Raw genomic sequence first — 20,601 nt, 5'->3', positions numbered from 1 at the left:
TTGTTCTATACCCTAAATAATTCGAGTTGCAGGAAGGCGGCAAGCGAATGAATCCCGATGAGCTTACTCAAGTAAGTGATTCGGGTGAATGAGCGTAGCCAACGCACCTGCAACTTGAAGTATGACGGGTATATTTGGCTATTCCTTGTTACAAGGTGGCTTCCTTTAATTCTGTAGTAGGAACCTAACTGTGAAACATAGCATTGTATCTTTATTCCCCGGGGATATTCGCACAGGTCGTTTATTTTCCATCAGTACCGCCGCAGCCGCACTGTTATTACCCGCATTCGCGTTTGCCGAATCGCCAGCAGCAATAAAACCGCTGAGCAGTAATCTGGGACAAACCTGCACACAAAATGCCTACGGCGTAGATAATGCGCTTGATGCATTACGCTGCGGTTCTGTTCATGGTTCGTTACGCTCACTGTATTACTCCACCAAGAATGCCTATTTCGTCAGGAATAATAATCAGGATACGGCCAGCTATGGCGGTAATATTCTGTTCCAAACGGCACCGTATTACGGTATTAGCGCAGGCGTTGGTGGGATTTATCAACAACAGTGGCGTTCACCGGGCGCTGGGCGTGGTGTGACGGAATTGGCGACCAATCAAAACGGTTTTGGCGAAGCCTGGTTGCGTTGGCAGTATCAGGATTTCCGCTTTACGGCGGGCGATCAGCGCATCGATATTCCCTTTATGAGCGACTATGACTGGCGTATTACGCCCATTCTGTTTCGCGCTGTGGATATGCATTGGGGCGATAAAACCGATTTCGTACACGCCACCAAGATATACCGCTACAAGCCGTGGCGCAGTGATAAATTCCTGGCAACCAGTGCTTATAGCGCGATTAAAGAAGAAACCAACGGCGCTTGGGCCGTGGGGGCGGGTCGTTCAAAGCAGGTGGGCGACATGACCCTGACTGGCCAGTTATGGTATGAAAGTTATGATGACTACGTGAATATTTTTTATAGCGAAGCGCACAGTCAGTGGAAAGCCGCGCCGTGGCAGCCGGATATCGGCGTGCAATTTATTCGCGGTAGCGGCGAGGGTGAGCGTTTGCGCGGCGAAGTCGATAGCACCTCTTACGGTGTGCAATTGGCCCTGACGCCGACCAGCAACGTGAAGTGGTCTATCAACTACAACCACATTGTCTCCAACCCTGAGGCTTACCTGAATGGGGCGCTGGTAACACCGTATTCCAGCAGCACCTCGTCGGGTAAATATTTCGCACAGCCGTATTTTACCAGCACCCAGGATCTCGGTACCGGCAATGCCTATTCCACACGTATCAGCTATCAGATTATGCCTGCATTGAGCATCGGGACTTACTATTCCTTTATGGACCTGAAAAGTTCAGCCAGCGCGCCCAGCCGTAATCAGTCTGAATATGTGGTCTTTGGTATTTACCAGTTTGATGGTGCCTTAAAAGGATTAAGTTTGTCTAATTTCCTTGGGGTACAAACCTCGCCGGTTTACGATTATTCGTTTTGGCAGAATCGTGTTTCTCTGCAATATAATTTCTGATGTTGTTTTTTTGAAAAGGTATCCATGGCGGATACCTTATCTTCTCCCCAAATGCACCCTTAACTTATGTCTGCTTTGCACTTTTCATCTATACTTCTGAAAATTAGGCATAACGTACTGATTGCAATGTTATTTACGAGTGGTATGGTAAGTCGCTTCCTGCATGAAGCGTGACGTTTTCTAACACTGGGCGGTGTGATGAATAAGCTTGTGGAGTTTTATAAGCTCTTTAATTATTCGATTTTTCTTTTATTTTCATCCTCACCACTGCTATCAGTGTTATTTGTTTTTTTGGTCGTAATTCAAGGCATTATGCCGACATTAAGTGTTATGTTGGGCATTAGGCTAGGGAATCTTATCGGCCATGCTAACCAAACTGACATTTTTATTACCTCTATTGCCTGGGTAGTGACCTTTGTTATTCCTGGTGTGTTGGCCCCGATAGTCAGCACGCTGCAAAGTGTTTTGAATCAGAAAGCAACCTTTTTAACGCAAAAAAAGATAATGTTGTCCGTTTCCAGAATAAATGATCTGAATGTGATAGAGACAGAAAAGATTCACAATGATTTTGAAACCTTGTCACGAGAAGCATCAAATAAACCACTGAATTTATTAGTCAACTTGGTGAGTGTTTTCAGAGACTCGATAACATTAGTTTCTCTGTCTTTATTGATATCGACTATTGTTTGGTGGCTGCCTTTTGCATTGCTGTTTCCGGCATATCCGGTTGCTCTTGCTGTTTCAAAATCACAAAAAGATATATTCAACGCTTTTGCGGATAAGAGTGGTGCGTCACGATTAATCAAATATTTTATTTCGGTTTTGTTGAATACTACGCTAGCTAAAGAAATAAGAGTTTTTAATTTGTCAAATTTTTTCATGTCTAAACATCGAGAAAGTTTTCACCAGCTTGAATGTGATTTAAATGAGATCAGGAAAAAACAGATATTAAGACCACAAGGTTGGAACTTACTTTATCTTGTTAGCGCCTCATCGGTAATGTATTGGTTTTCAAACCATATTTCACAGGGGGAAATTTCAACAGGCGAGTTACTTGGCGTCATTCAGTCTATCACTTTTTTTGGCCTGACATGTCAATGGGGGGTCTATACGTTAGCTTACCTGTCCGTCTGTTTTGAGTATTTTAGAAAACTCTATGACATTGAAAACCTGTGTCAGGATGAGCGTGCCATGTATTTTACATTACCTGATGATAAGACAATAATATTTGAAAATGTCTCTTTTTCGTATCGAGAGCAGCGATGTGCCGTGAGTGATGTCAGCTTTCAAATAAAAGAAGGTGAGCATATCGCTTTAATCGGAGAGAACGGTGCGGGAAAAAGCACTCTTGTTAAATTATTATGCCGACTCTATACGCCGACATCGGGGCGAATTACTCTGGGAGGTATAGATATTAATGAGATTGATATCACCGTTTGGCGCGAGTATATATCTGCTATCTTTCAAGATTTTGGTCATTATGTGCTCAGTGTTGAGGAGAATATCTACCTGGGGGATGTGGCTAATGGGGGTAACAGAGAGGCGCTAGAACGTGTGTGTTTGCAGGCAGGGTTTACATTACCCGCAGGAGTAGATTATACCGATCTGTTGGGGAAAGAGTTTTCCGGGACGGACCTGTCTGGCGGACAATGGCAACGGCTTGCTATTGCCAGGGCATTATATTCATCGAACAGTGGCATTGTTATCTTAGATGAACCCACCAGCGCACTGGATCCGCGCATTGAAGCAGATTTCTTTAAGCGTTTTTATCAAAGCACCAAAGGAAAAACCTCCATAACGGTAACACACAGAATGGGGGCCGTTAAGAATGCAGAGAAAGTGATTGTGATGAAAAACGGGGTTCTTGTAGAGCAAGGGACGCCCGATGCGCTCTCAAGGTTAAAGGGCGAATATTATGAGTTGGTCAATATCCAAAAAGAGCTTTGGAACGCGTCTTGAGTTGGTTTACCGTTAATTCATCATCTCATGGTATTTGCAATACGTGCCGATAATCTTGAGTGAACAGATCTCTCCTCCTGTTCAATAGACAAATAAAACACAAATCAAATGTCATAACCATGCACTTTATAAGGGCATGGGGAGCTATTTTTGCTGTTTCATGGTGCATTATTAGAAATAGATCTATTGCGTCAGCGATGTGTAATAACGTGGCTCCGACAAGGTAATCGTTTGCTTAAAAATGCAACCGTTTGCATATCATAAAAAATAAATGACCACCGGGCCGGTTTTATTGTGGTACGGGAATTGCTGTTTATTAAATAACCCTTCGTTTATTACTCAGGATAAAACAGCATGACCGTATGCAACCGTTACGCTATCCGCAGCGCTTTTTTCGATATTGTCGCGCCCGCAGAGAATCCGCAGCAGATCGTTGAGCATGCCCGTTATATTGAAGACGGCGTATTGCTGATTGATAAGGGAAAAATCGTCGATTTAGTGCCCTGGCAGCAAGGTGAAGCGCGTGTCAAAACGGGCTGGTCGCTGATCGATTATCGCGGAAAAGTGATTTTGCCGGGCTTTATCGATACCCATATTCACTTTCCACAGGCCGAAATTATTGGTGCTTACGGTGAGCAGTTGCTGGAGTGGCTTGAGCGTTACACTTTTCCTGCCGAAAGCCACTATGGCGATATGCACTATGCTACCCGGATGGCCGCGTTTTTCCTGCAACAACTGCTGAGTAACGGCACCACCAGCGCCATGGTATTCGCCACCGTGCATCCTGAATCCGTAGAGGCACTGTTTAGCGCTGCGCAAGGGTTGGGGATGCGATTGATTGCGGGCAAAGTGATGATGGATTGCAACGCGCCGGACAATCTGGTTGAGACGGCAGAAAGCAGCCATCGCCAGTGTCAGGCGTTGATCCGGCGTTGGCACGGTCGTGGACGTCTGGGCTATGCCATCACCCCACGTTTTGCGCCGACATCGTCACCGGAGCTGCTGAGTGCCGCGCAGCGCCTGCGCGAAGAATTTCCCGATACCTGGCTGCAAACACACTTGAGCGAAAACCCGCAGGAAGTGGCTTGGGTACGCGAGCTTTATCCCGATCGGGACAACTATCTGGATGTCTATCACCACTACCGGTTGACCGGTCGGCGCAGCGTGTTTGCGCACGCTATCCACCTCGATGAGGCGGAGTGGGATTGTCTGCACCAGACGCAATCTGCCGTGGCGTTTTGCCCCAGTTCTAACCTGTTTCTCGGCAGCGGGCTGTTTCGTTTGCAGCAGAGCTGGCACAAGGGCGTGCGTATCGGCATGGGTACTGATGTCGGTGCGGGAACATCGTTCAGTCTGCTGCAAACGTTGGGAGATGCTTACAAAGTCGGGCAGTTACAACAGTACCGGCTGTCAGCCTGTGAGGCGTTCTACCACGCCACGTTGGGAGGCGCATGTGCGCTCGATCTGGAGCATGAAATCGGCAATTTTGCGGCAGGGAAAACCGCAGATTTCGTGGTTATCGATCCTGCGGTCACCGCCTTACAACGCCTGCGTGATGACAAGTGTCAGGACATTATGGAGCGGCTGTTTGTACTGATGACGCTGGGTGACGATCGTAATGTGGTTGCCACCTGGGTCAATGGGCGTCCCGTTTGGCAGGCTGACTGTCAGGAGGTGGCCGCATGACCGCTTTTTTACTCAACGATACCGTAGTCGTGGAGCGGGATGGCGATCCTGCGCTGACCGTATTGCACTACCTGCGCCAGCGTAAGCGTCGCACCGGAACCAAAGAAGGCTGCGGTTCTGGCGACTGCGGCGCCTGCACCGTCGTAGTGGGCCGCGTGGAGCAGGGACGTATCTGTTATGAAACTGCCAGTGCCTGCCTGACGCCATTGAGCGCATTGCAGGGTAAACAGCTCATCACGGTAGAAGATCTGCGGCAGGAGGGAGAACTGCATCCGGTGCAGCAGGCGGTAGTGGATCTGCATGCGTCACAATGTGGTTTTTGTACGCCGGGTATGGTGATGTCGCTGTTTGTGCTGCAAAAACAGCACATAGGATGGGATCGTCAGCAGGCGGAGCAGGCATTGGCAGGAAATTTATGCCGCTGTACCGGCTATCGACCGATCATGGACACGGCGCGCCAGTTGTGCGAACACCCGACAGAGGACAGTTTCACCCGACAGGAAGCGAATACCGTCGCACGGTTGAATGCATTGGCGAGAGAGGTCACCGAGGTGCCGTTCGGTGAGGAGCAGCGCTGCTTTATGCCAACCTCGCTGGAACAGTTGGCGGCCTGTTATCTGCGATATCCACAGGCGCGCTTGCTGGCGGGGGGAACCGATCTGATGTTGGAGATGGCGCAAGCCGGATCGGCTCCTCCTTCCGCGATCGCGTTGGAACAGGTGGAGACACTGCGTGACGCCTATACGGATGACAACCATATCCATCTCGGTGCCGGATTAACCATTACTCAGTGCGAACATCGCTTACACGCCGCGCTCCCGGCTTTTGCTCAGGCGTTGCAGCGCTTTGCATCACGCCAGATCCGTAATCGCGCTACGCTTGGGGGCAACATCGCCAACGCATCACCGATAGGCGATACCCCTCCCATGCTGTTGGCGCTGGATGCTGGGTTGCTGCTACAGCGGGGGGGCGATCTTCGCACGATACCGTTGCGAGAATTCTTCCTGGCTTACCGCAAAACGGCGTTAGCGCCGGGCGAATTTATTCGCGAGATCCTGATCCCGCGTGGGGCGCTGCTGGACAACTTTCGCGCGTGGAAGGTATCCAAACGGGCCGATGACGATATCGCTATCGTGTTCGGCGCTTTTTCTCTGCATATCGAACAGGGACGTATTGTGCAGGCGCGCGTCGCTTTCGGTGGCATGGATGCGATCCCACGGCGAGCTGAACGTTGTGAGCGTGCGCTGCTGCATCAGCCCTGGAACCGGGAGACGATTATGGCGGCCAGTCAGGTGCTGGCGCAGGATTTCACACCACTCAGTGACGCGCGCGCCAGCGCCGATTACCGCATGCAGCTCGCCAGGAATTTGCTGCTGCGTTACTTCTTCTGCTTACAAGGTGAAGACGTCACCATGGAGGTTACGCACCATGTCGCATAACACCATGTCGAATAACACCGAGTCGCATAACATCTTGCAGCCTACACTCACCCAAACGGCGTTGCAGGCGCAATTCTCTCAGCCGCTGTCTGGCGCTGTTGGGCACAGCCGTATTCACGAAAGTGCCGCCCTGCACGTCAGCGGGGAAGCACGTTACATCGACGATCGACCCGAACCGGAGGGGCTGCTGCACCTCTGCCCGCGCCTGAGCGATCACGCCCATGCCCGCATTCTGAAGATTGATGTTGAACCCTGCTATCGCATTCCCGGCGTGGTGGCGGTGCTGACCCGGCAGCAGATCCCAGGTAACCCGGATATCGGGGCACTGGCTCCGGGCGATCCGTTGCTGGCCGATGAGGAAGTGAACTATGCCGGGCAGATGGTGCTGGTGGTAGCGGCAGAATCCCGTGAGGCGGCGCGCTTGGGCGCGCGGGCGGCAATCATCGACTACGAGGTGCTGACACCGATACTGGATGTGCGTGAAGCGCTGGAAAAGCAGCATTACGTTGAACGCCCCTTTGTGCAACAGCGTGGTGATGTGGATGCGGCGCTGGCCCGCGCGGCACAGCGTTTGACGGGGGAATTTCATATCGGTGGGCAAGAGCATTTTTATCTGGAAACGCAGGCGGCACTGGTTTATCCCGGCGAGCATCAAACGGTCACTGTCCATGCCTCCACCCAGAACCCCACCGAAGTACAAAAGCGGGTTGCCTCGGTGTTAGGTGTCAGCCAGAGTCAGGTAACGGTAGAGATGCGCCGTATGGGCGGCGCATTTGGCGGCAAGGAGTCTCAGGGGGCGAGCGTTGCCTGCTTGTGCGCGCTGGCGGCGCGGCTGACCGGACGGCCTGCGAAAATGTGCCTGTCGCGGCGTGACGATATGCGTATTACCGGCAAGCGCCACGCTTTTTTTGTGCGCTATCAGGTCGGCATTGATGAGCGCGGGGTCTTGTGCGGGGTGAAGATCGATTTAGCCGCGAATTGCGGCCACTCACTGGATTTGTCGGGATCGATTGTCGATCGCGCCATGTTCCACGCTGACAATGCCTATTATCTGGGGGATGTGTGTATCACCGGTTATCGCTGTCGCACCCATACCGTTTCCAACACGGCCTTTCGCGGTTTCGGTGGCCCTCAGGGCATGGTTGCCATCGAGCAGGTGATTGAGCACATTGCACGTACGTTACATTTGGACCCGCTGGAAGTGCGCAAGCGCAACTATTATGGCACGCGCGACGGCGGTATTAACGCGCGCAATATCACCCACTATCACCAACCGGTGGGACAGAATCTGCTGGATGACATCACCGAACGGCTGACGCGCAGCGCCCAGTACGATCAACGTCGTGCCGAGATTGAGGATTTCAATGCGCACCATCCTGTGCTGCGGCGCGGGCTGGCGCTGATGCCAATCAAGTTCGGTATCTCTTTCACCTCGACCTTTCTCAACCAGGCGGGTGCCTTGCTGTTGGTGTATACCGATGGCAGCGTGCAGGTTAATCACGGCGGAACCGAGATGGGGCAGGGGCTGAATACCAAGGTGGCGCAGATTGTGGCACAGGTGCTGCAAATTGATAGCGCGTCGATTCAGGTCACCGCTACCGATACCAGTAAGGTGCCGAATACCTCCCCGACGGCGGCGTCCAGCGGTGCCGATTTGAACGGCAAAGCCGCGCAGCAGGCAGCGGAAGTCATTCGGCAGCGCCTGGTCGACTTGCTGTGTCGCCTTTACTCCTGCGCTCCCGACGATATCGCCTTTTGCAATGGCGTGGTGCGTGCAGGTGAGCAGCATTTTACCTTTGCGCAGGTCGCGCAGTTGGCATGGCTCAATCAGGTGTCACTGTCGGCAACGGGGTTTTATCGGGTGCCGGGTATCCATTACGATCGTGACGCCGGGTGTGGACAACCCTTCTACTACTTTGTGTATGGTGCAGCTTGCGCCGAAGTGGTGGTCGATACGCTGACCGGTGAGTATCAGGTAAAGCGCGTGGACATTTTGCATGATGCGGGGGCTTCACTGAATCCGGCGCTGGATATCGGTCAGGTAGAGGGGGGGGTTGTACAAGGAATGGGGTGGGTTACCACCGAGGAACTGGTGTGGAACGCACAAGGGCGTTTGCTGACCGATAGCGGTGCCACCTACAAGATCCCGACCGTGGCGGATATTCCGCATGACTTTCGCGTGCAACTGTTGCCGCACACGGATAACGCGGTAGACACGGTGTTTCGTTCCAAGGCGGTGGGTGAGCCGCCGTTTATGCTGGGTATTGCTGTCTGGTGTGCATTGCAGGATGCGGTGGCGCGCCGGGATGACGCGCAGCCCCACGTTTTGCTTGAGTTGCCCGCCACACCGGAACGGGTATGGCGAGCGCTGCAACGATCGTAGGCTTGCATCACTGGCAGGGCGTAATGGCCCACAACCAGCGCGCCGGCGTCTTGTTGAGCTGCCGCGCTGTCTCCAGATAGCGGAGATCCAGCACGCTGGCAGACCAATAGACATTCGCGGCATTGCTGGGTTGCCACTGTCCATCGAACCCTTTAACGCCAGCTGCGCGACGCTCGATATCGAAACGCACCTTGGTATTGGCGAATTCTTGGTGCGTTTTTTCACCGTCGGCATAGGGTTTCAGCCATTCCAGCGCGGTACGCAGGCTCTGCCCATGGCGGCCTTGCAGATCAATCCAGTGCTCACCTTGCAATTGCGCTGCCATGGCGGCGCGCAGCAGCGGCTCCAGTGAGTAGACCACGTAGTGCAACGCGTCGCGTTCGGTGAAATCCATCACTTCGCCATCAGCGTGAATATTGGCATCTAACTGACGGATAAACGCCGCTTTGGCCTCTGTCAGCAACGCATCGTCATCTATCGCCGCCGCACTCATGGCGACTAACTTAACGCGATGGCTTTGCCAGTTGTTGCTCCAGATTTTTTTGGCACTGTTCTGGTTTTCGGCCATCTTCTGCAAATACCCGGTCGCCATTGCATGCAGGAAGGCGCGGGTGCGCTCTCGCGTGGCTTCCGGCAGGGCGCTGTGGGTCAACCGGTATGCTTCAATCAGTCCGTCAAAGCTGGTTTCGTCGATAGGGTTAAAACTCAGTTGATAGGTTTTCATCCAGTCATCCAGATAGATCGTCAAGCGTGACAGCAGCGCAGCATCCTGAGTCCGTTGCCAGGCTAAGGCCAGATCGCGCATATAGCTGAAATCACGCCGTGCCGCGTTAGACATATCGTAGATGCCCTGATGCGGCAAGGTGCCTTCCGTGTGCACGATCGGTATCGCTTGCGGTTTGGAGGCGGGTGGATGCGCGACCGTGGATAATAATGCCTTGGTTGAGGGCGCGCTCACCTTGCTGCAAAGCGCTTCGCTGGCCTGCACGGTTGGCAGCAACAGCATGGTCAGTATCCCTAAAGCATAGGGCAAACGGTGAAATCGCCGAGAACGGCAAAGCGTCGATGCGACGGTATTCATAGCAAGCATCCTGTGGTTTTCAATCACCCGATCATACTGGAATGTGCCAGGTTAGGTTTAGTGCTGTTTCACATTCAGCTTTTTTGTTCAGTTTGGTTTATCCATTTCTTGGCTATACAAAGCCGATAACAGTATTTGTTTTGTTGGGGAATCACGCATAAAAATTGAGAAAAGCAATTTGTCTAAATCCATTGCAGGTATTCGAGGGGAAAAACATTATGTCGGAATTAGGAGAATTAGTGTTTATTTCTCAACGAAATAATCATTGGCATCTGGATGGGGTTGTTGATGAATTACGTCGCGTGCGACAGCAATGGCGCGACAGTTTTTCTCAGGGCGATTATCAGAATAAACGGTTACTGCCCTCAAAACAGAGTATCCATAGCGTTGTCGATACGCTGATTAAGGTATTGTATCCCATGCGATTGGGGGCTACCGATCTGCGTAAAGAGGGGGAAGATTACTACGTCGGCTATCTGCTGGGCACGGCGCTCGATGCGCTGGCGGAAGAGGCCGCGCTTGAATTGCACTACCTCGCAGGCACCTCAACGCCGCACGGCGTCACCTCACCCGAAGCGCAGGACGCAGAACAACGCATCCGCAAGTTCGCCACGCGCTTGCCAGCGATTCGACAACGTCTGGACAGTGATATTCAGGCCGCCTATCAGGGCGATCCTTCCGCGCGCAGCCAGGATGAAGTACTGCTGTGCTACCCCGGTATTCATGCGGTGATGCATTACCGGCTGGCTCATGAACTGTATCAATTGGGGTTGCCTCTGTTGGCGCGCATCATGACCGAAAAAGCGCACGGCGAAACCGGTATTGATATCCACCCCGGAGCACAAATTAGCGAAGGATTTTTTATCGATCACGGCACGGGCGTGGTGATCGGCGAGACGGCGATTATTGGCAAACGCGTGCGGCTTTATCAGGCGGTCACGCTCGGTGCCAAACGCTTTGTCACTGACAATAACGGCCAGTTGCAAAAGAACTATCCCCGACATCCGATCGTGGAAGACGATGTGGTGATTTACGCCGGTGCCACACTATTAGGCCGTATTACCATTGGTGCCCGCTCCAGCATTGGCGGAAACGTCTGGCTGACGCGCGACGTACCGCCGGACAGCAATGTACGTCAGGCCAGCCTGTTGCAATCGCAGTACCGCGATGGCGACGGCATTTAATCAGCATATAGACGCAGCAAAATAATAATCAGCGACGAAGATGATTATTTAATCCGGTTATGGATTATGAAAAATAAGAATAAGCCGTCGCGGGTCTACTTATATCGCTCATTATTTTTGAAATTATTTTTCTAATAATAATTATGCACCCTGCATACGGATGTAATCATGACTATTTTGGATAGGGTGGGCAATACCCCATTAATCGCCTTGCCGTTATTTTCTCACGTTGCGCCTGGGGTATCGCTATGGGCGAAAGCGGAATTTATGAACCCCAGTGGTTCGGTAAAAGACCGTGCGGCAAAAGCCATGGTGCTGGATGGCATTGCGCGTGGCGCACTGACGCCAGAAAAAACCATTATTGATGCCACCAGCGGTAATACCGGCATTGCTTACGCCATGATGGGCGCGGCGTTGGGTTATAAGGTGGTGCTGTATATGCCGCAGAACACCAGCGCAGAACGTAAACAGATCATTCGCCACTATGGCGCAGCGATTGTGGAAACCGATCCGCTGGAAGGATCTGACGGTGCCTATCTGGCCGTTAAAGCCCAGGTCGCATCCGATCCCGCGCGCTATTTCTATCCTGACCAATACAACAACCCGGTCAATCCCGCGACCCATTTTGCCACCACGGGGGCGGAAATCTGGCAACAAACGCAGCAGCGCGTCACCCATTTTATTGCCAGCATGGGTACCTCGGGCAGTTTTGTCGGCATTGCTCAGCGGCTCAAACAGGAAAACCCATTGGTGCAAACGTTGGCTGTTCAGCCCGCCTCGCCGTTTCACGGTATTGAAGGCACCAAGCATATGGCGAGCAGCATCAAGCCCGGCATTCTGGATGAAACCTTGCAAGATGGCGTTATCACCGTCACCACCGAAGAGGCCTACGCCACCACGCGGCGATTGGCACGCCGGGCGGGCATTTTTGTTGGGGTTTCCTCCGGCGCTAACGTTGCGGCGGCCACTACACTGGCGAGCACCTTACCCGCCGACGCGGTGGTGGTAACGCTGTTGTGCGATACCGGCTCCCGCTACCTTGCAGACCCTTTTTGGAATGAAACCGATGATTGAGTTAACCACCGAAATTGCACACCAGATCCGCCAGGAAGGTGAAAAAGCCTATCCCAATGAGTGCTGCGGGGCGCTGTTGGGCCATTTTTCGACCAACGGTGATGCGCGGGTTACGGCGATTTTACCCATCGTGAATGCGCGGGAATCCGAAGAGCAATACCACCGCTTTGTGATAACCGCCGATGACTCATTGCGCGCTGAGCGCACTGCATTGGCGCAGGGTGTTGATGTGGTGGGGTTTTACCACTCGCATCCGGATCATCCGGCCATCCCGTCCGAGTATGACCGCGAGCACGCTCTGCCGTTTTACGCCTACATCATCGTCGCGGTTGCCGAACGGCAGGCCGGGGATCTGACCAGTTGGCGGTTGACGCAGAGCCGACAACGTTTTGAACAAGAACGTGTGCAAACGGCGCCGTGATAGGACATGCCGAACAGCAAATGCACAGCGTTATCACCCGATAGAACAGACAGAGAGAGAAAAGCGATGGCAGCTACATTATTGATTCCTACCGCATTACGCGCCTTTACCGAGGGGCAGGGAAAAGTCAGTCTGGAAGGGAGCACCGTCGGGGAACTGGTTGCCGCGCTGGCAACGCGTTATCCCGATATTCAGCAGCACCTGTATGACGACGCAGGCGAACTACGCGCCTTTATCAACCTGTATGTGGGTGACACCAATATCAAACACAGCGGCGGTCTGGCAACGCCCATCAATCCGGGGGATGAAGTGTTGCTGGTGCCTGCGATTGCCGGTGGCTCTGAGGCAACGCTATGAGTACACCGAGTATCATTCCCGATGACCGCCTGACCGAATTATCTCACGCCGAGATTGCGCGCTACAGCCGCCATTTACTGCTGCCGGAAGTGGGATTGGAGGGGCAGCAGCGACTGAAAAGCGCGAAGGTGCTGTTGGTCGGCACCGGTGGATTAGGCGCGCCGGTCGCGCTCTATCTGGCCGCAGCAGGCGTTGGCACATTGGGGATTGTGGATTTTGATTTCGTTGAGGTTTCTAACCTGCAACGCCAGATTATTCATACCACCAAGGACATCGACCGTCCGAAGGTGGCGTCGGCAAAAGACAAAATCAAAGCCATCAACCCTGATGTTCAGGTGGTGACCTACAACACCTCGCTGAGCAGCAAGAATGCGCTCGATATTATTCGGGAGTACGACATTGTGGTGGATGGCACCGACAACTATCCCACCCGCTATCTGATCAACGACGCCTGCGTACTGTTGGGCAAACCCACCGTTTACGGCTCTATTTTCCAGTTCGAAGGGCAGGCCAGCGTGTTCTATGCCAAAGCGGGACCGTGCTACCGCTGCCTGTACCCGGCACCGCCACCGCCTGGACTGGTGCCTTCCTGCGCCGAGGGCGGTGTGGTTGGAGTACTGCCCGGCATTATCGGCACCATTCAGGCCGCCGAGGTGATCAAACTGATTGTCGGCGGTAGCGATAGCCTGATTGGTCGCCTACTGCTGCTGGATGTGTGGCAAATGAAACAGCGTGAACTGCGGTTGGAGAAAGATCCGGGTTGCCCGGTGTGTGGTGAGCACCCAACGATTCACGCACTGATCGATTACGAGGAATTTTGCGGCCTTAAACCCTCAAACGACGGAATACCGATCGAGAGCGTTACCGCCAAGGAGCTACAGGCGTGGCTGGAATCAGACAAGCCAGTGCAACTGATTGATATCCGTGAGCCTCATGAACGGGCGATTGTGAAATTTCCTCAGGCTAAGGTGATGCCGCTCGGTCAAATCGTGCGGCGTATCGATGAATTTGATCCTGCGGTGGATGCGGTTTTCCTCTGCAAGATTGGGCAGCGCAGTATTTTCGCCATCCGTGCGCTTCAGCGCGCTGGCTATCAGGGCCGCGTGTTGAATTTGAAAGATGGCATTAACGCTTGGGCGCGGGATGTGGATACCCGTTTGCCTCAGTACTGAGAGTCATCCCCTTTATTTCCGGCAAATAAGACGAAGGTATCATCATGGCAGAACAAAAAGTCATTAATGCATTGGGGCGTGAAGCCGCCTACCAACTGGCTAACGTCACCAAAACTGCGCCGCAATTCGGCGCCATTACGCCGCGCTGGGTAAGCCGTTTCCTCGACTATAAGGGGCTGGAGTCGGGCATCTATCGCGTTAACAAAGTGGTGGAGGGGGATACACCGCTGGATGTGCTGTGCAGCCAGGACCCAACCCGTATCGAGATCCCGAAAGGGTATATCGAATACCAGACGCAGCCGCGTGAATATCAGTTGGACTCGATTGCCACCATCGTTAACGTCGATACCAAGATTGCCGATCTCTACAGTTCCCCGTTCGATCAGGCGTCAGAACAGATTGCGCTGGCGATTGAGAGCCTGAGAGAGCGTCAGGAAAGCCAGTTAATCAATAATGACGACTACGGCTTATTGAATAATATCGCTGAGTCGCAGCGCATTCAGACGCGCAATGGACGCCCAACGCCAGACGATCTGGATGAGTTGATCGCCAAGGTGTGGAAAGAGCCTTCTTTCTTCCTGGCGCATCCGCGTGCCATTGCCGCGTTTCAGCGTGAGGCCACGCGTCGCGGCGTGCCGCCGGTTACCGTTAACCTGCACGGTGGCACCTTTATCTTGTGGCGCGGCATTCCGCTGATTCCTTCCGACAAGCTGTTTGTTGACGGTTTAAAGAACCCGAAAGGCAAGGGCGGTAAAACCAATATCCTGCTGATTCGCTCTGGTGAGGCTAAACGCGGCGTGTTGGGGCTTTATCAGTCCGGGTTGCCCAACGAACAATCGCGTGGACTCTCCGTGCGCTTCCGTGGCATCGATGACAACGGCGTTGCCTCCTACTTGCTCTCACTTTATTGCTCTGCGGCGATTTTGGCGGATGATGCGATCGCCGTGCTGGAGGACGTTGAAGTGGGTGAATACTATGACTATCAATAACCGGACTCTCAATAACCCGGCGCTTAATCACCGCGCCCTGACACCGCCGGGCTTGCCCGACGCGCGGTCAGACCATTGGGGGCAGCCGCCTTCCGCGCGGGATTACGGATTGCCAGACGAGCGCGATCTGCTGGCGCTGTTGGGCAGTGGAACTCCTGTGCCGCGTGATATTGACCCCGCGTATACGCCTCGCGTGCTGCCTTTGGGGCAAGCGAATGCGCCATCGAGTGCGATTACCCCCGCCACGGCGGGCGCATCATCACTCTGGACGCCAGCGCCGTTGGCGCGTGTCGGGCTGGTGCCGGTGGAGCGTATCCGTGCGGATTTTCCCATTCTGTCTGAACAGGTGGACGGTAAACCGCTGGTGTGGCTGGACAACGCTGCCACCACGCAGCGGCGACGTCAGGTGATTGAGCGCATCAGCCACTACTACCTGCATGAAAACTCTAACGTGCACCGAGCCGCGCACGCGCTGGCGGCTCGCTCCACTGACGCCTATGAAGCCTCGCGCGAAAAAGTGGCGCGTTTTCTCGGCGCGCCGGGGCCCGAGAACATTGTCTTTGTGCGTGGCACCACGGAAGGCATCAACCTGATTGCGCACAGCTACGTGAAGCCGTTACTGCGACCGGGGGATGAAATCATCCTCACGCTGCTCGAGCATCACGCCAATATTGTGCCGTGGCAGTTGGTGGCGCAGGAAACGGGTGCCGTGATCCGTGTGGCACCGGTGGATGAACGAGGCCAACTGATCGTCGAGGAGTACGTGCGTCTGTTTAACGACAGAACCCGGTTTGTTTCGGCGACCCACGTTTCGAATGCGCTGGGAACCGTGACGCCGATTCAGGAACTGGTGGCGATTGCACACCGCTTTGGCGTGCGTATCGCCATTGACGGGGCGCAATCTGTCTCACATATTCCCGTGAACGTCACGGCGCTGGATGCCGACTTTTTCGTGTTTTCCGGCCACAAGATCTTCGGTCCAACCGGGATCGGCGTGGTGTATGGCAAGCAGGACGTGTGGGACGAGGCGCAACCCTATCAGGGGGGCGGTAACATGATCGCCGATGTGACCTTTGAACTGACGCGCTATCAACCTGCGCCGAACAAGTTCGAAGCGGGCACCGGAAATATTGCCGATGCTGTCGGGCTGGGGGCGGCGATCGATTATGTGACGGCGCTCGGTATCGAAAATATCGCCCAGTACGAACATGCACTGCTGGAATATGGCATTGAAAAGCTGTCACGCATTCCCGGTTTGACGCTGGTTGGCACCGCAGCGCAGAAGACCAGCGTACTGTCGTTTGTGTTGGCCGGGCATGAGAATGAGGCGGTTGGGCGTCATCTCAGTCAGGCTGGGATTGCGGTTCGCTCAGGGCACCATTGTGCACAGCCCATTTTGCGTCATTTTGGTCATGAAGGAACCGTACGACCCTCTCTGGCCTTTTACAATACGCCGCAAGAAATTGATTTTCTGGCAGAAAGTATTAGCCAACTGGTTGCGCGCTAACCTGCGCAACCCACGTCCCCTCATCACCCCGGCGTAAGCCGGGGGTCTCTGGTTAGCGAATCTCCGGCACTACCTCTCTGGTGGTAATGAAATCGCATTATGAGCGAGATCAGTATTTTCTTGAACGCGGTCGTTGTATTGTTCTGTATATATCGAAACACCAGGACATCAACATGATAAAGAAAATAGGTTACACACTCGGGGTTGTCGGGCTGCTTATGGCGTTTTCCTCTGCGTGGGCGGCGCGTCAGGTTACCGATCAGTTAGGGCGCAACGTCACCATCCCCGATCACGTTAATCGCGTGGTGGTCTTGCAGCATCAAACGCTGAATCTGCTGGTGCAGTTGGATGCGCAACAGAGTGTGGTCGGCGTGCTGTCCAGTTGGAAAAAGCAATTAGGGGACAGCTATCTGCGCCTTGCCCCTCAGTTGGCAAATTTACCGATGCCGGGCGATCTGACACAGGTGAATATTGAAAGCCTGCTGAAACTCGAACCGCAGGTCGTGTTTGTCGCCAACTATGCACCACCGGAGATGATCTCGCAGATTGAACGCGCGGGTATCCCGGTGGTGGCTGTCTCCCTGCGTCAGGACAAGCCTGGCGAGGCTGACAAAATCAACCCGACCATGAGCGATGAAAATACCGCGTATAACGAAGGGCTTAAAACCGGCATCCGCTTGATCGGTGACGTGGTGGAGCGCCAGAAACAGGCGGAAGCGCTTATCAACTATACCTTCAGCGAACGGGAAAAAGTCAGTGCCCACATCGCGGCTATCCCTGAAGAGAAGCGCATTCGTGTTTATATGGCTAACCCCGATCTGACCACCTACGGCTCAGGAAAATATACCGGTCTGATGATGTCCCACGCCGGTGCCATGAACGTGGCGGCAGCCTCCATCAAAGGCTTCAAACAGGTCTCGATTGAGAATGTGCTGGCCTGGAATCCACAGGTTATTTTCGTGCAAGATCGCTACCCGGACGTGGTGCAGCACATCATCAACGACCCGGCCTGGCAGTCCATCGATGCGGTGAAACAGCATCGGGTCTATCTGATGCCGGAATACGCCAAAGCCTGGGGATACCCGATGCCAGAAGCGTTAGCCATTGGCGAACTGTGGATGGCGAAAAAGCTCTATCCGGAACGCTTTGCCGATGTGGATATGCAAAAAGCCGCGAATGACTATTACCAGCGCTTCTACCGTATGGATTACCGCGCGGAAAATCCAGCAGCACAATGACGGCGCAACGCTATCGTATTACGCTGTTGGCCGTGGTGGTGGTGACCTTGCTGATTGCCCTGTGCTCATTGGGGTTGGGGCGCTATGGCCTTTCCCCGTGGCGTATTGTACAGATACTGGTCGAGCCGTTGTCTGACAGCAATCCGACGTTGAGTGACATTGAACGCCAGGTGGTGTGGAGTGTGCGCTTACCTCGGGTGCTACTCGCACTGTGTGCTGGAGCAGGGTTAGCTCTGAGCGGTGCCACGCTGCAAGGCGTGTTTCGCAACCCTCTGGTTGATCCACACATTATTGGCGTCTCTGCCGGTGCGGCGTTTGGCGGCACGCTGGCGATCTTGCTGAGTTGGACACCACTGTTTCTGCTGCTCTCGACGTTCACGTTTGGCATGGCCGCCCTGCTGCTGGTGTTCATGATGGCTGCCGCGTTGGGCAAGCAGAATGTCCTGATCCTGATACTGGCGGGTGTCATTATCAGCGGCTTTTTCGGTGCGTTAGTCAGCCTGATGCAGTATCTGGCTGATACCGAAGAAAAACTGCCAAGTATTGTGTTTTGGCTGTTGGGGAGTTTCGCCACCGCCCACTGGGACAAACTGGTCACACTGGCGCTGCCACTCGGTCTGGCGGGAGGACTGCTGTTGCGCCTGCGTTGGCACATTAACGTGCTATCGATGGGAGAGCAGGATGCGCGCACGCTGGGCATGGCAGTGCAGCCGGTGCGCTGGCTGGTGCTGAGCCTGTGCGCGGCGGTGGTGGCTGCACAGGTGGCCGTGAGCGGCAGCATTGGCTGGATTGGGCTGGTGATCCCCCACGTTGCGCGCATGCTGGTGGGGGCCGATCACCGACGTTTATTGCCGGTATCGTTCTGGCTTGGCGGTGGGTTTATGGTGCTGGTGGATGATTTGGCGCGTACGCTCAGTGATGCGGAGATCCCGTTGGGGATCCTTACTGCACTGTTTGGCGCACCGCTGTTTGCCGTGCTGCTGTATAAAACACAACGGCAGCGCAGAGGTTGATGCTATGTCACTGATGAGATTATCCACACAGGCGCTGGCGTATGGCTATCACGCGGGAGAGCCGTTTTTCCCGCCGCTCGAACTGTGCTGCCGGGCTGGGGAAATCACCGCCATTTTGGGGGCCAATGGTCGGGGAAAAACCACATTACTGCACACGCTGCTGGGTTTTCTGCCGCCGTTAGCCGGGACGGTGCAACGGGACGGGGCAATAGGTTTTGTGCCGCAGCTTTTTATGCCGCCTTTCTCCTACAGCGTGCTGGATATGGTACTGATGGGGCGAGCAGGGCGTATCTCGCTGTTTTCCCTGCCGACGGCGCACGATATTGCCGCAGCGCAGCGTGCGCTGGAGATGCTGGGCATCGCGACGCTGGCCGAGCGTGATTTTAGCGCGCTGTCAGGCGGGCAGCGGCAACTGGTGTTGATAGCGCGCGCACTGGCTTCGGAATGCCAGACGCTGATCCTCGATGAGCCGACCGCCGCACTTGATTTGCACAATCAGGCGCAGGTGCTGCAATTGCTGACTCAGTTGGCGCGTGAGCAGGGGCTGTGTATTTTGCTCACTACGCACGACCCGTCTCATGCGCTGGCGATCGCGCAGCAGGCGTTGTTGCTGATGGCCGACAAACACTACCTCTATGGCAGCCGCGATACGGTGGTGACAGAACAGAATCTAACCCGCCTGTACGGTATTCCGGTGCGACAGGTTACGCTCGAGACGCCTTCGCAGTCGCCTTATCAGGCACTGATCCCCCTCTTTACCGTAACGGAGCCGCGATGACCCTTCCTATACGCCTCTATGCGGCGGGCAGCCTGCGTAACGCATTGACACCGCTGCTGGCTGCATTTTCTGAAAGCCATTCGTTGCAGGTGATGGCAACGTTCGGCCCGGCAGGGCTGTTGAGTGAGAAAATCGAGCAAGAGGATGAGGTCGATCTCTTTGCATCGGCAAACTGCGCTCACCCTCTGCGCTTGAAAACGCTGGGGCTGGCGCATCACACGATGGTCTTTACCCGCAATCACCTGTGCATTGCGATGCGTAATGTACCGGAATTGACCTCGCAGCACTGGCTGTCCGCACTGTGCGATGCCCGGTTTGTGCTCTCAACGTCAACACCAGGAAACGATCCCGGTGGCGATTACGCTTTTCAACTGTTTGATCGTATAGAACACTATCATCCTGGTACTGGCAGGTTACTGCGCGACAGGGCCAAACCGCTGGTGGGCGGCTCAATGACGCACAATGTCCCACCGGGGATGACCGCTGGGAGCTATCTGATCCGAAGTGGGCTGAGTGATATGCACATCGGCTATTCCAGTTACTTGCCGCTATTGCTGAACCAGCCGGATTTACACGTGGTGGTCGTGCCAGCGCCCTACAACATCACCGCGGAATACATGCTGGCACTGTTGAACCCGGTCAGGTCGGAAGCTCGTCTGTTGGCAGACACCATCTTGTCACCGCAAGGACAGGATTTTCTGGTAAGTAACGGGTTTACTGCACTGGCCTGACGCGGTAAATCGGTTAATCGTGACAAATTCTGCTATGATTGCGGCTCACCTGCGCTGTGCC

The 20,601-nt window shown here is 54.2% G+C and carries 17 protein-coding genes; 16 read left to right on the top strand and 1 reads right to left on the bottom strand.

The window, feature by feature from the left end; all coding sequences use genetic code 11:
- Nucleotides 1-190: 190 nt before the first annotated feature.
- The 5 genes from J5069_RS09305 (at nt 191) to xdhB (ending at nt 8,995) form a co-directional block, all read left to right on the top strand.
- The gene (locus J5069_RS09305; protein WP_264643536.1) at nt 191-1,528 is read left to right on the top strand and encodes a TonB-dependent receptor; all 1,338 of its coding nucleotides are present in this window, start codon (nt 191-193) and stop codon (nt 1,526-1,528) included.
- A gap of 198 nt (nt 1,529-1,726) precedes the next feature.
- Nucleotides 1,727-3,487, top strand: a complete 1,761-nt coding sequence (locus J5069_RS09300) for an ABC transporter ATP-binding protein (RefSeq protein ID WP_264643535.1) — start codon at nt 1,727-1,729, stop codon at nt 3,485-3,487.
- Nucleotides 3,488-3,841: 354 nt separating this feature from the next.
- Nucleotides 3,842-5,173, top strand: a complete 1,332-nt coding sequence (guaD, locus tag J5069_RS09295; RefSeq protein ID WP_264643534.1) for a guanine deaminase — start codon at nt 3,842-3,844, stop codon at nt 5,171-5,173.
- The gene (gene xdhA, locus J5069_RS09290) at nt 5,170-6,612 is read left to right on the top strand and encodes a xanthine dehydrogenase small subunit (RefSeq protein WP_264643533.1); all 1,443 of its coding nucleotides are present in this window, start codon (nt 5,170-5,172) and stop codon (nt 6,610-6,612) included. Before guaD ends, xdhA begins: the two co-directional genes overlap by 4 nt.
- Nucleotides 6,602-8,995 carry a xanthine dehydrogenase molybdopterin binding subunit gene (gene xdhB / locus J5069_RS09285; protein WP_264643532.1) on the top strand — a complete coding sequence of 798 codons (2,394 nt, stop codon included), beginning with the start codon at nt 6,602-6,604 and terminating at the stop codon, nt 8,993-8,995. Before xdhA ends, xdhB begins: the two co-directional genes overlap by 11 nt.
- A 7-nt stretch (nt 8,996-9,002) precedes the next feature.
- Here xdhB and J5069_RS09280 read toward each other — a convergent pair whose 3' ends face one another.
- The gene (locus tag J5069_RS09280; RefSeq protein WP_264643531.1) at nt 9,003-10,076 is read right to left on the bottom strand and encodes an alginate lyase family protein; all 1,074 of its coding nucleotides are present in this window, start codon (nt 10,074-10,076) and stop codon (nt 9,003-9,005) included.
- Nucleotides 10,077-10,321: 245 nt separating this feature from the next.
- Here J5069_RS09280 and epsC point away from each other — a divergent pair, with 245 nt between their 5' ends.
- From epsC to J5069_RS09225, 11 genes are all read left to right on the top strand, one after another.
- Nucleotides 10,322-11,260 carry a serine O-acetyltransferase EpsC gene (gene epsC / locus J5069_RS09275; RefSeq protein WP_369076104.1) on the top strand — a complete coding sequence of 313 codons (939 nt, stop codon included), beginning with the start codon at nt 10,322-10,324 and terminating at the stop codon, nt 11,258-11,260.
- Nucleotides 11,261-11,428: 168 nt separating this feature from the next.
- Nucleotides 11,429-12,334 carry a PLP-dependent cysteine synthase family protein gene (locus J5069_RS09270; protein ID WP_264643529.1) on the top strand — a complete coding sequence of 302 codons (906 nt, stop codon included), beginning with the start codon at nt 11,429-11,431 and terminating at the stop codon, nt 12,332-12,334.
- The gene (locus J5069_RS09265) at nt 12,327-12,755 is read left to right on the top strand and encodes a M67 family metallopeptidase (protein ID WP_264643528.1); all 429 of its coding nucleotides are present in this window, start codon (nt 12,327-12,329) and stop codon (nt 12,753-12,755) included. Before J5069_RS09270 ends, J5069_RS09265 begins: the two co-directional genes overlap by 8 nt.
- Nucleotides 12,756-12,821: 66 nt before the next feature.
- Nucleotides 12,822-13,112 carry a MoaD/ThiS family protein gene (locus J5069_RS09260; protein ID WP_264643527.1) on the top strand — a complete coding sequence of 97 codons (291 nt, stop codon included), beginning with the start codon at nt 12,822-12,824 and terminating at the stop codon, nt 13,110-13,112.
- Complete coding sequence (gene moeB, locus J5069_RS09255) at nt 13,109-14,284, top strand: molybdopterin-synthase adenylyltransferase MoeB (protein WP_264643526.1); 1,176 nt, start codon at nt 13,109-13,111, stop codon at nt 14,282-14,284. The genes J5069_RS09260 and moeB overlap by 4 nt, the downstream gene beginning before the upstream one ends.
- Nucleotides 14,285-14,328: 44 nt before the next feature.
- The gene (locus J5069_RS09250; RefSeq protein ID WP_264643525.1) at nt 14,329-15,273 is read left to right on the top strand and encodes a family 2A encapsulin nanocompartment shell protein; all 945 of its coding nucleotides are present in this window, start codon (nt 14,329-14,331) and stop codon (nt 15,271-15,273) included.
- Nucleotides 15,260-16,780 (top strand): cysteine desulfurase, encoded by a 1,521-nt coding sequence (locus tag J5069_RS09245; protein ID WP_264643524.1) that lies wholly within the window; start codon nt 15,260-15,262, stop codon nt 16,778-16,780. Before J5069_RS09250 ends, J5069_RS09245 begins: the two co-directional genes overlap by 14 nt.
- Nucleotides 16,781-16,953: 173 nt before the next feature.
- Nucleotides 16,954-18,018, top strand: coding sequence for an ABC transporter substrate-binding protein (locus tag J5069_RS09240; RefSeq protein ID WP_264643523.1), 1,065 nt, complete (start codon nt 16,954-16,956; stop codon nt 18,016-18,018).
- On the top strand, nt 18,015-19,031 hold the full coding sequence (locus J5069_RS09235; RefSeq protein ID WP_264643522.1) for a FecCD family ABC transporter permease: 1,017 nt from the start codon (nt 18,015-18,017) through the stop codon (nt 19,029-19,031). The genes J5069_RS09240 and J5069_RS09235 overlap by 4 nt, the downstream gene beginning before the upstream one ends.
- A gap of 4 nt (nt 19,032-19,035) precedes the next feature.
- Nucleotides 19,036-19,809: an ABC transporter ATP-binding protein gene (locus tag J5069_RS09230; protein WP_264643521.1), complete on the top strand. Its 774-nt coding sequence runs from the start codon at nt 19,036-19,038 to the stop codon at nt 19,807-19,809.
- Nucleotides 19,806-20,540: a molybdate ABC transporter substrate-binding protein gene (locus tag J5069_RS09225; RefSeq protein WP_264643520.1), complete on the top strand. Its 735-nt coding sequence runs from the start codon at nt 19,806-19,808 to the stop codon at nt 20,538-20,540. The genes J5069_RS09230 and J5069_RS09225 overlap by 4 nt, the downstream gene beginning before the upstream one ends.
- The last annotated feature ends 61 nt before the right edge of the window (nt 20,541-20,601 follow it).

Source organism: Candidatus Symbiopectobacterium sp. NZEC127 (assembly GCF_025962675.1).
GTDB lineage: Bacteria > Pseudomonadota > Gammaproteobacteria > Enterobacterales > Enterobacteriaceae > Symbiopectobacterium.
Note: the sequence above shows the minus strand (reverse complement) of the source record. Positions and strands in the feature narration are given on the sequence as shown.

What these genes read in the sequence shown, in the direction of transcription:
- J5069_RS09300 (WP_264643535.1), top strand. Translation starts at nt 1,727, where the DNA reads ATGAATAAGCTTGTGGAGTTTTATAAGCTCTTTAATTATTCGATTTTT.
- guaD (WP_264643534.1), top strand. Translation starts at nt 3,842, where the DNA reads ATGACCGTATGCAACCGTTACGCTATCCGCAGCGCTTTTTTCGATATT.
- xdhA (WP_264643533.1), top strand. Translation starts at nt 5,170, where the DNA reads ATGACCGCTTTTTTACTCAACGATACCGTAGTCGTGGAGCGGGATGGC.
- xdhB (WP_264643532.1), top strand. Translation starts at nt 6,602, where the DNA reads ATGTCGCATAACACCATGTCGAATAACACCGAGTCGCATAACATCTTG.
- J5069_RS09280 (WP_264643531.1), bottom strand. Translation starts at nt 10,076, where the DNA reads ATGAATACCGTCGCATCGACGCTTTGCCGTTCTCGGCGATTTCACCGT.
- J5069_RS09270 (WP_264643529.1), top strand. Translation starts at nt 11,429, where the DNA reads ATGACTATTTTGGATAGGGTGGGCAATACCCCATTAATCGCCTTGCCG.
- J5069_RS09265 (WP_264643528.1), top strand. Translation starts at nt 12,327, where the DNA reads ATGATTGAGTTAACCACCGAAATTGCACACCAGATCCGCCAGGAAGGT.
- J5069_RS09260 (WP_264643527.1), top strand. Translation starts at nt 12,822, where the DNA reads ATGGCAGCTACATTATTGATTCCTACCGCATTACGCGCCTTTACCGAG.
- moeB (WP_264643526.1), top strand. Translation starts at nt 13,109, where the DNA reads ATGAGTACACCGAGTATCATTCCCGATGACCGCCTGACCGAATTATCT.
- J5069_RS09250 (WP_264643525.1), top strand. Translation starts at nt 14,329, where the DNA reads ATGGCAGAACAAAAAGTCATTAATGCATTGGGGCGTGAAGCCGCCTAC.
- J5069_RS09245 (WP_264643524.1), top strand. Translation starts at nt 15,260, where the DNA reads ATGACTATCAATAACCGGACTCTCAATAACCCGGCGCTTAATCACCGC.
- J5069_RS09240 (WP_264643523.1), top strand. Translation starts at nt 16,954, where the DNA reads ATGATAAAGAAAATAGGTTACACACTCGGGGTTGTCGGGCTGCTTATG.
- J5069_RS09235 (WP_264643522.1), top strand. Translation starts at nt 18,015, where the DNA reads ATGACGGCGCAACGCTATCGTATTACGCTGTTGGCCGTGGTGGTGGTG.
- J5069_RS09230 (WP_264643521.1), top strand. Translation starts at nt 19,036, where the DNA reads ATGTCACTGATGAGATTATCCACACAGGCGCTGGCGTATGGCTATCAC.
- J5069_RS09225 (WP_264643520.1), top strand. Translation starts at nt 19,806, where the DNA reads ATGACCCTTCCTATACGCCTCTATGCGGCGGGCAGCCTGCGTAACGCA.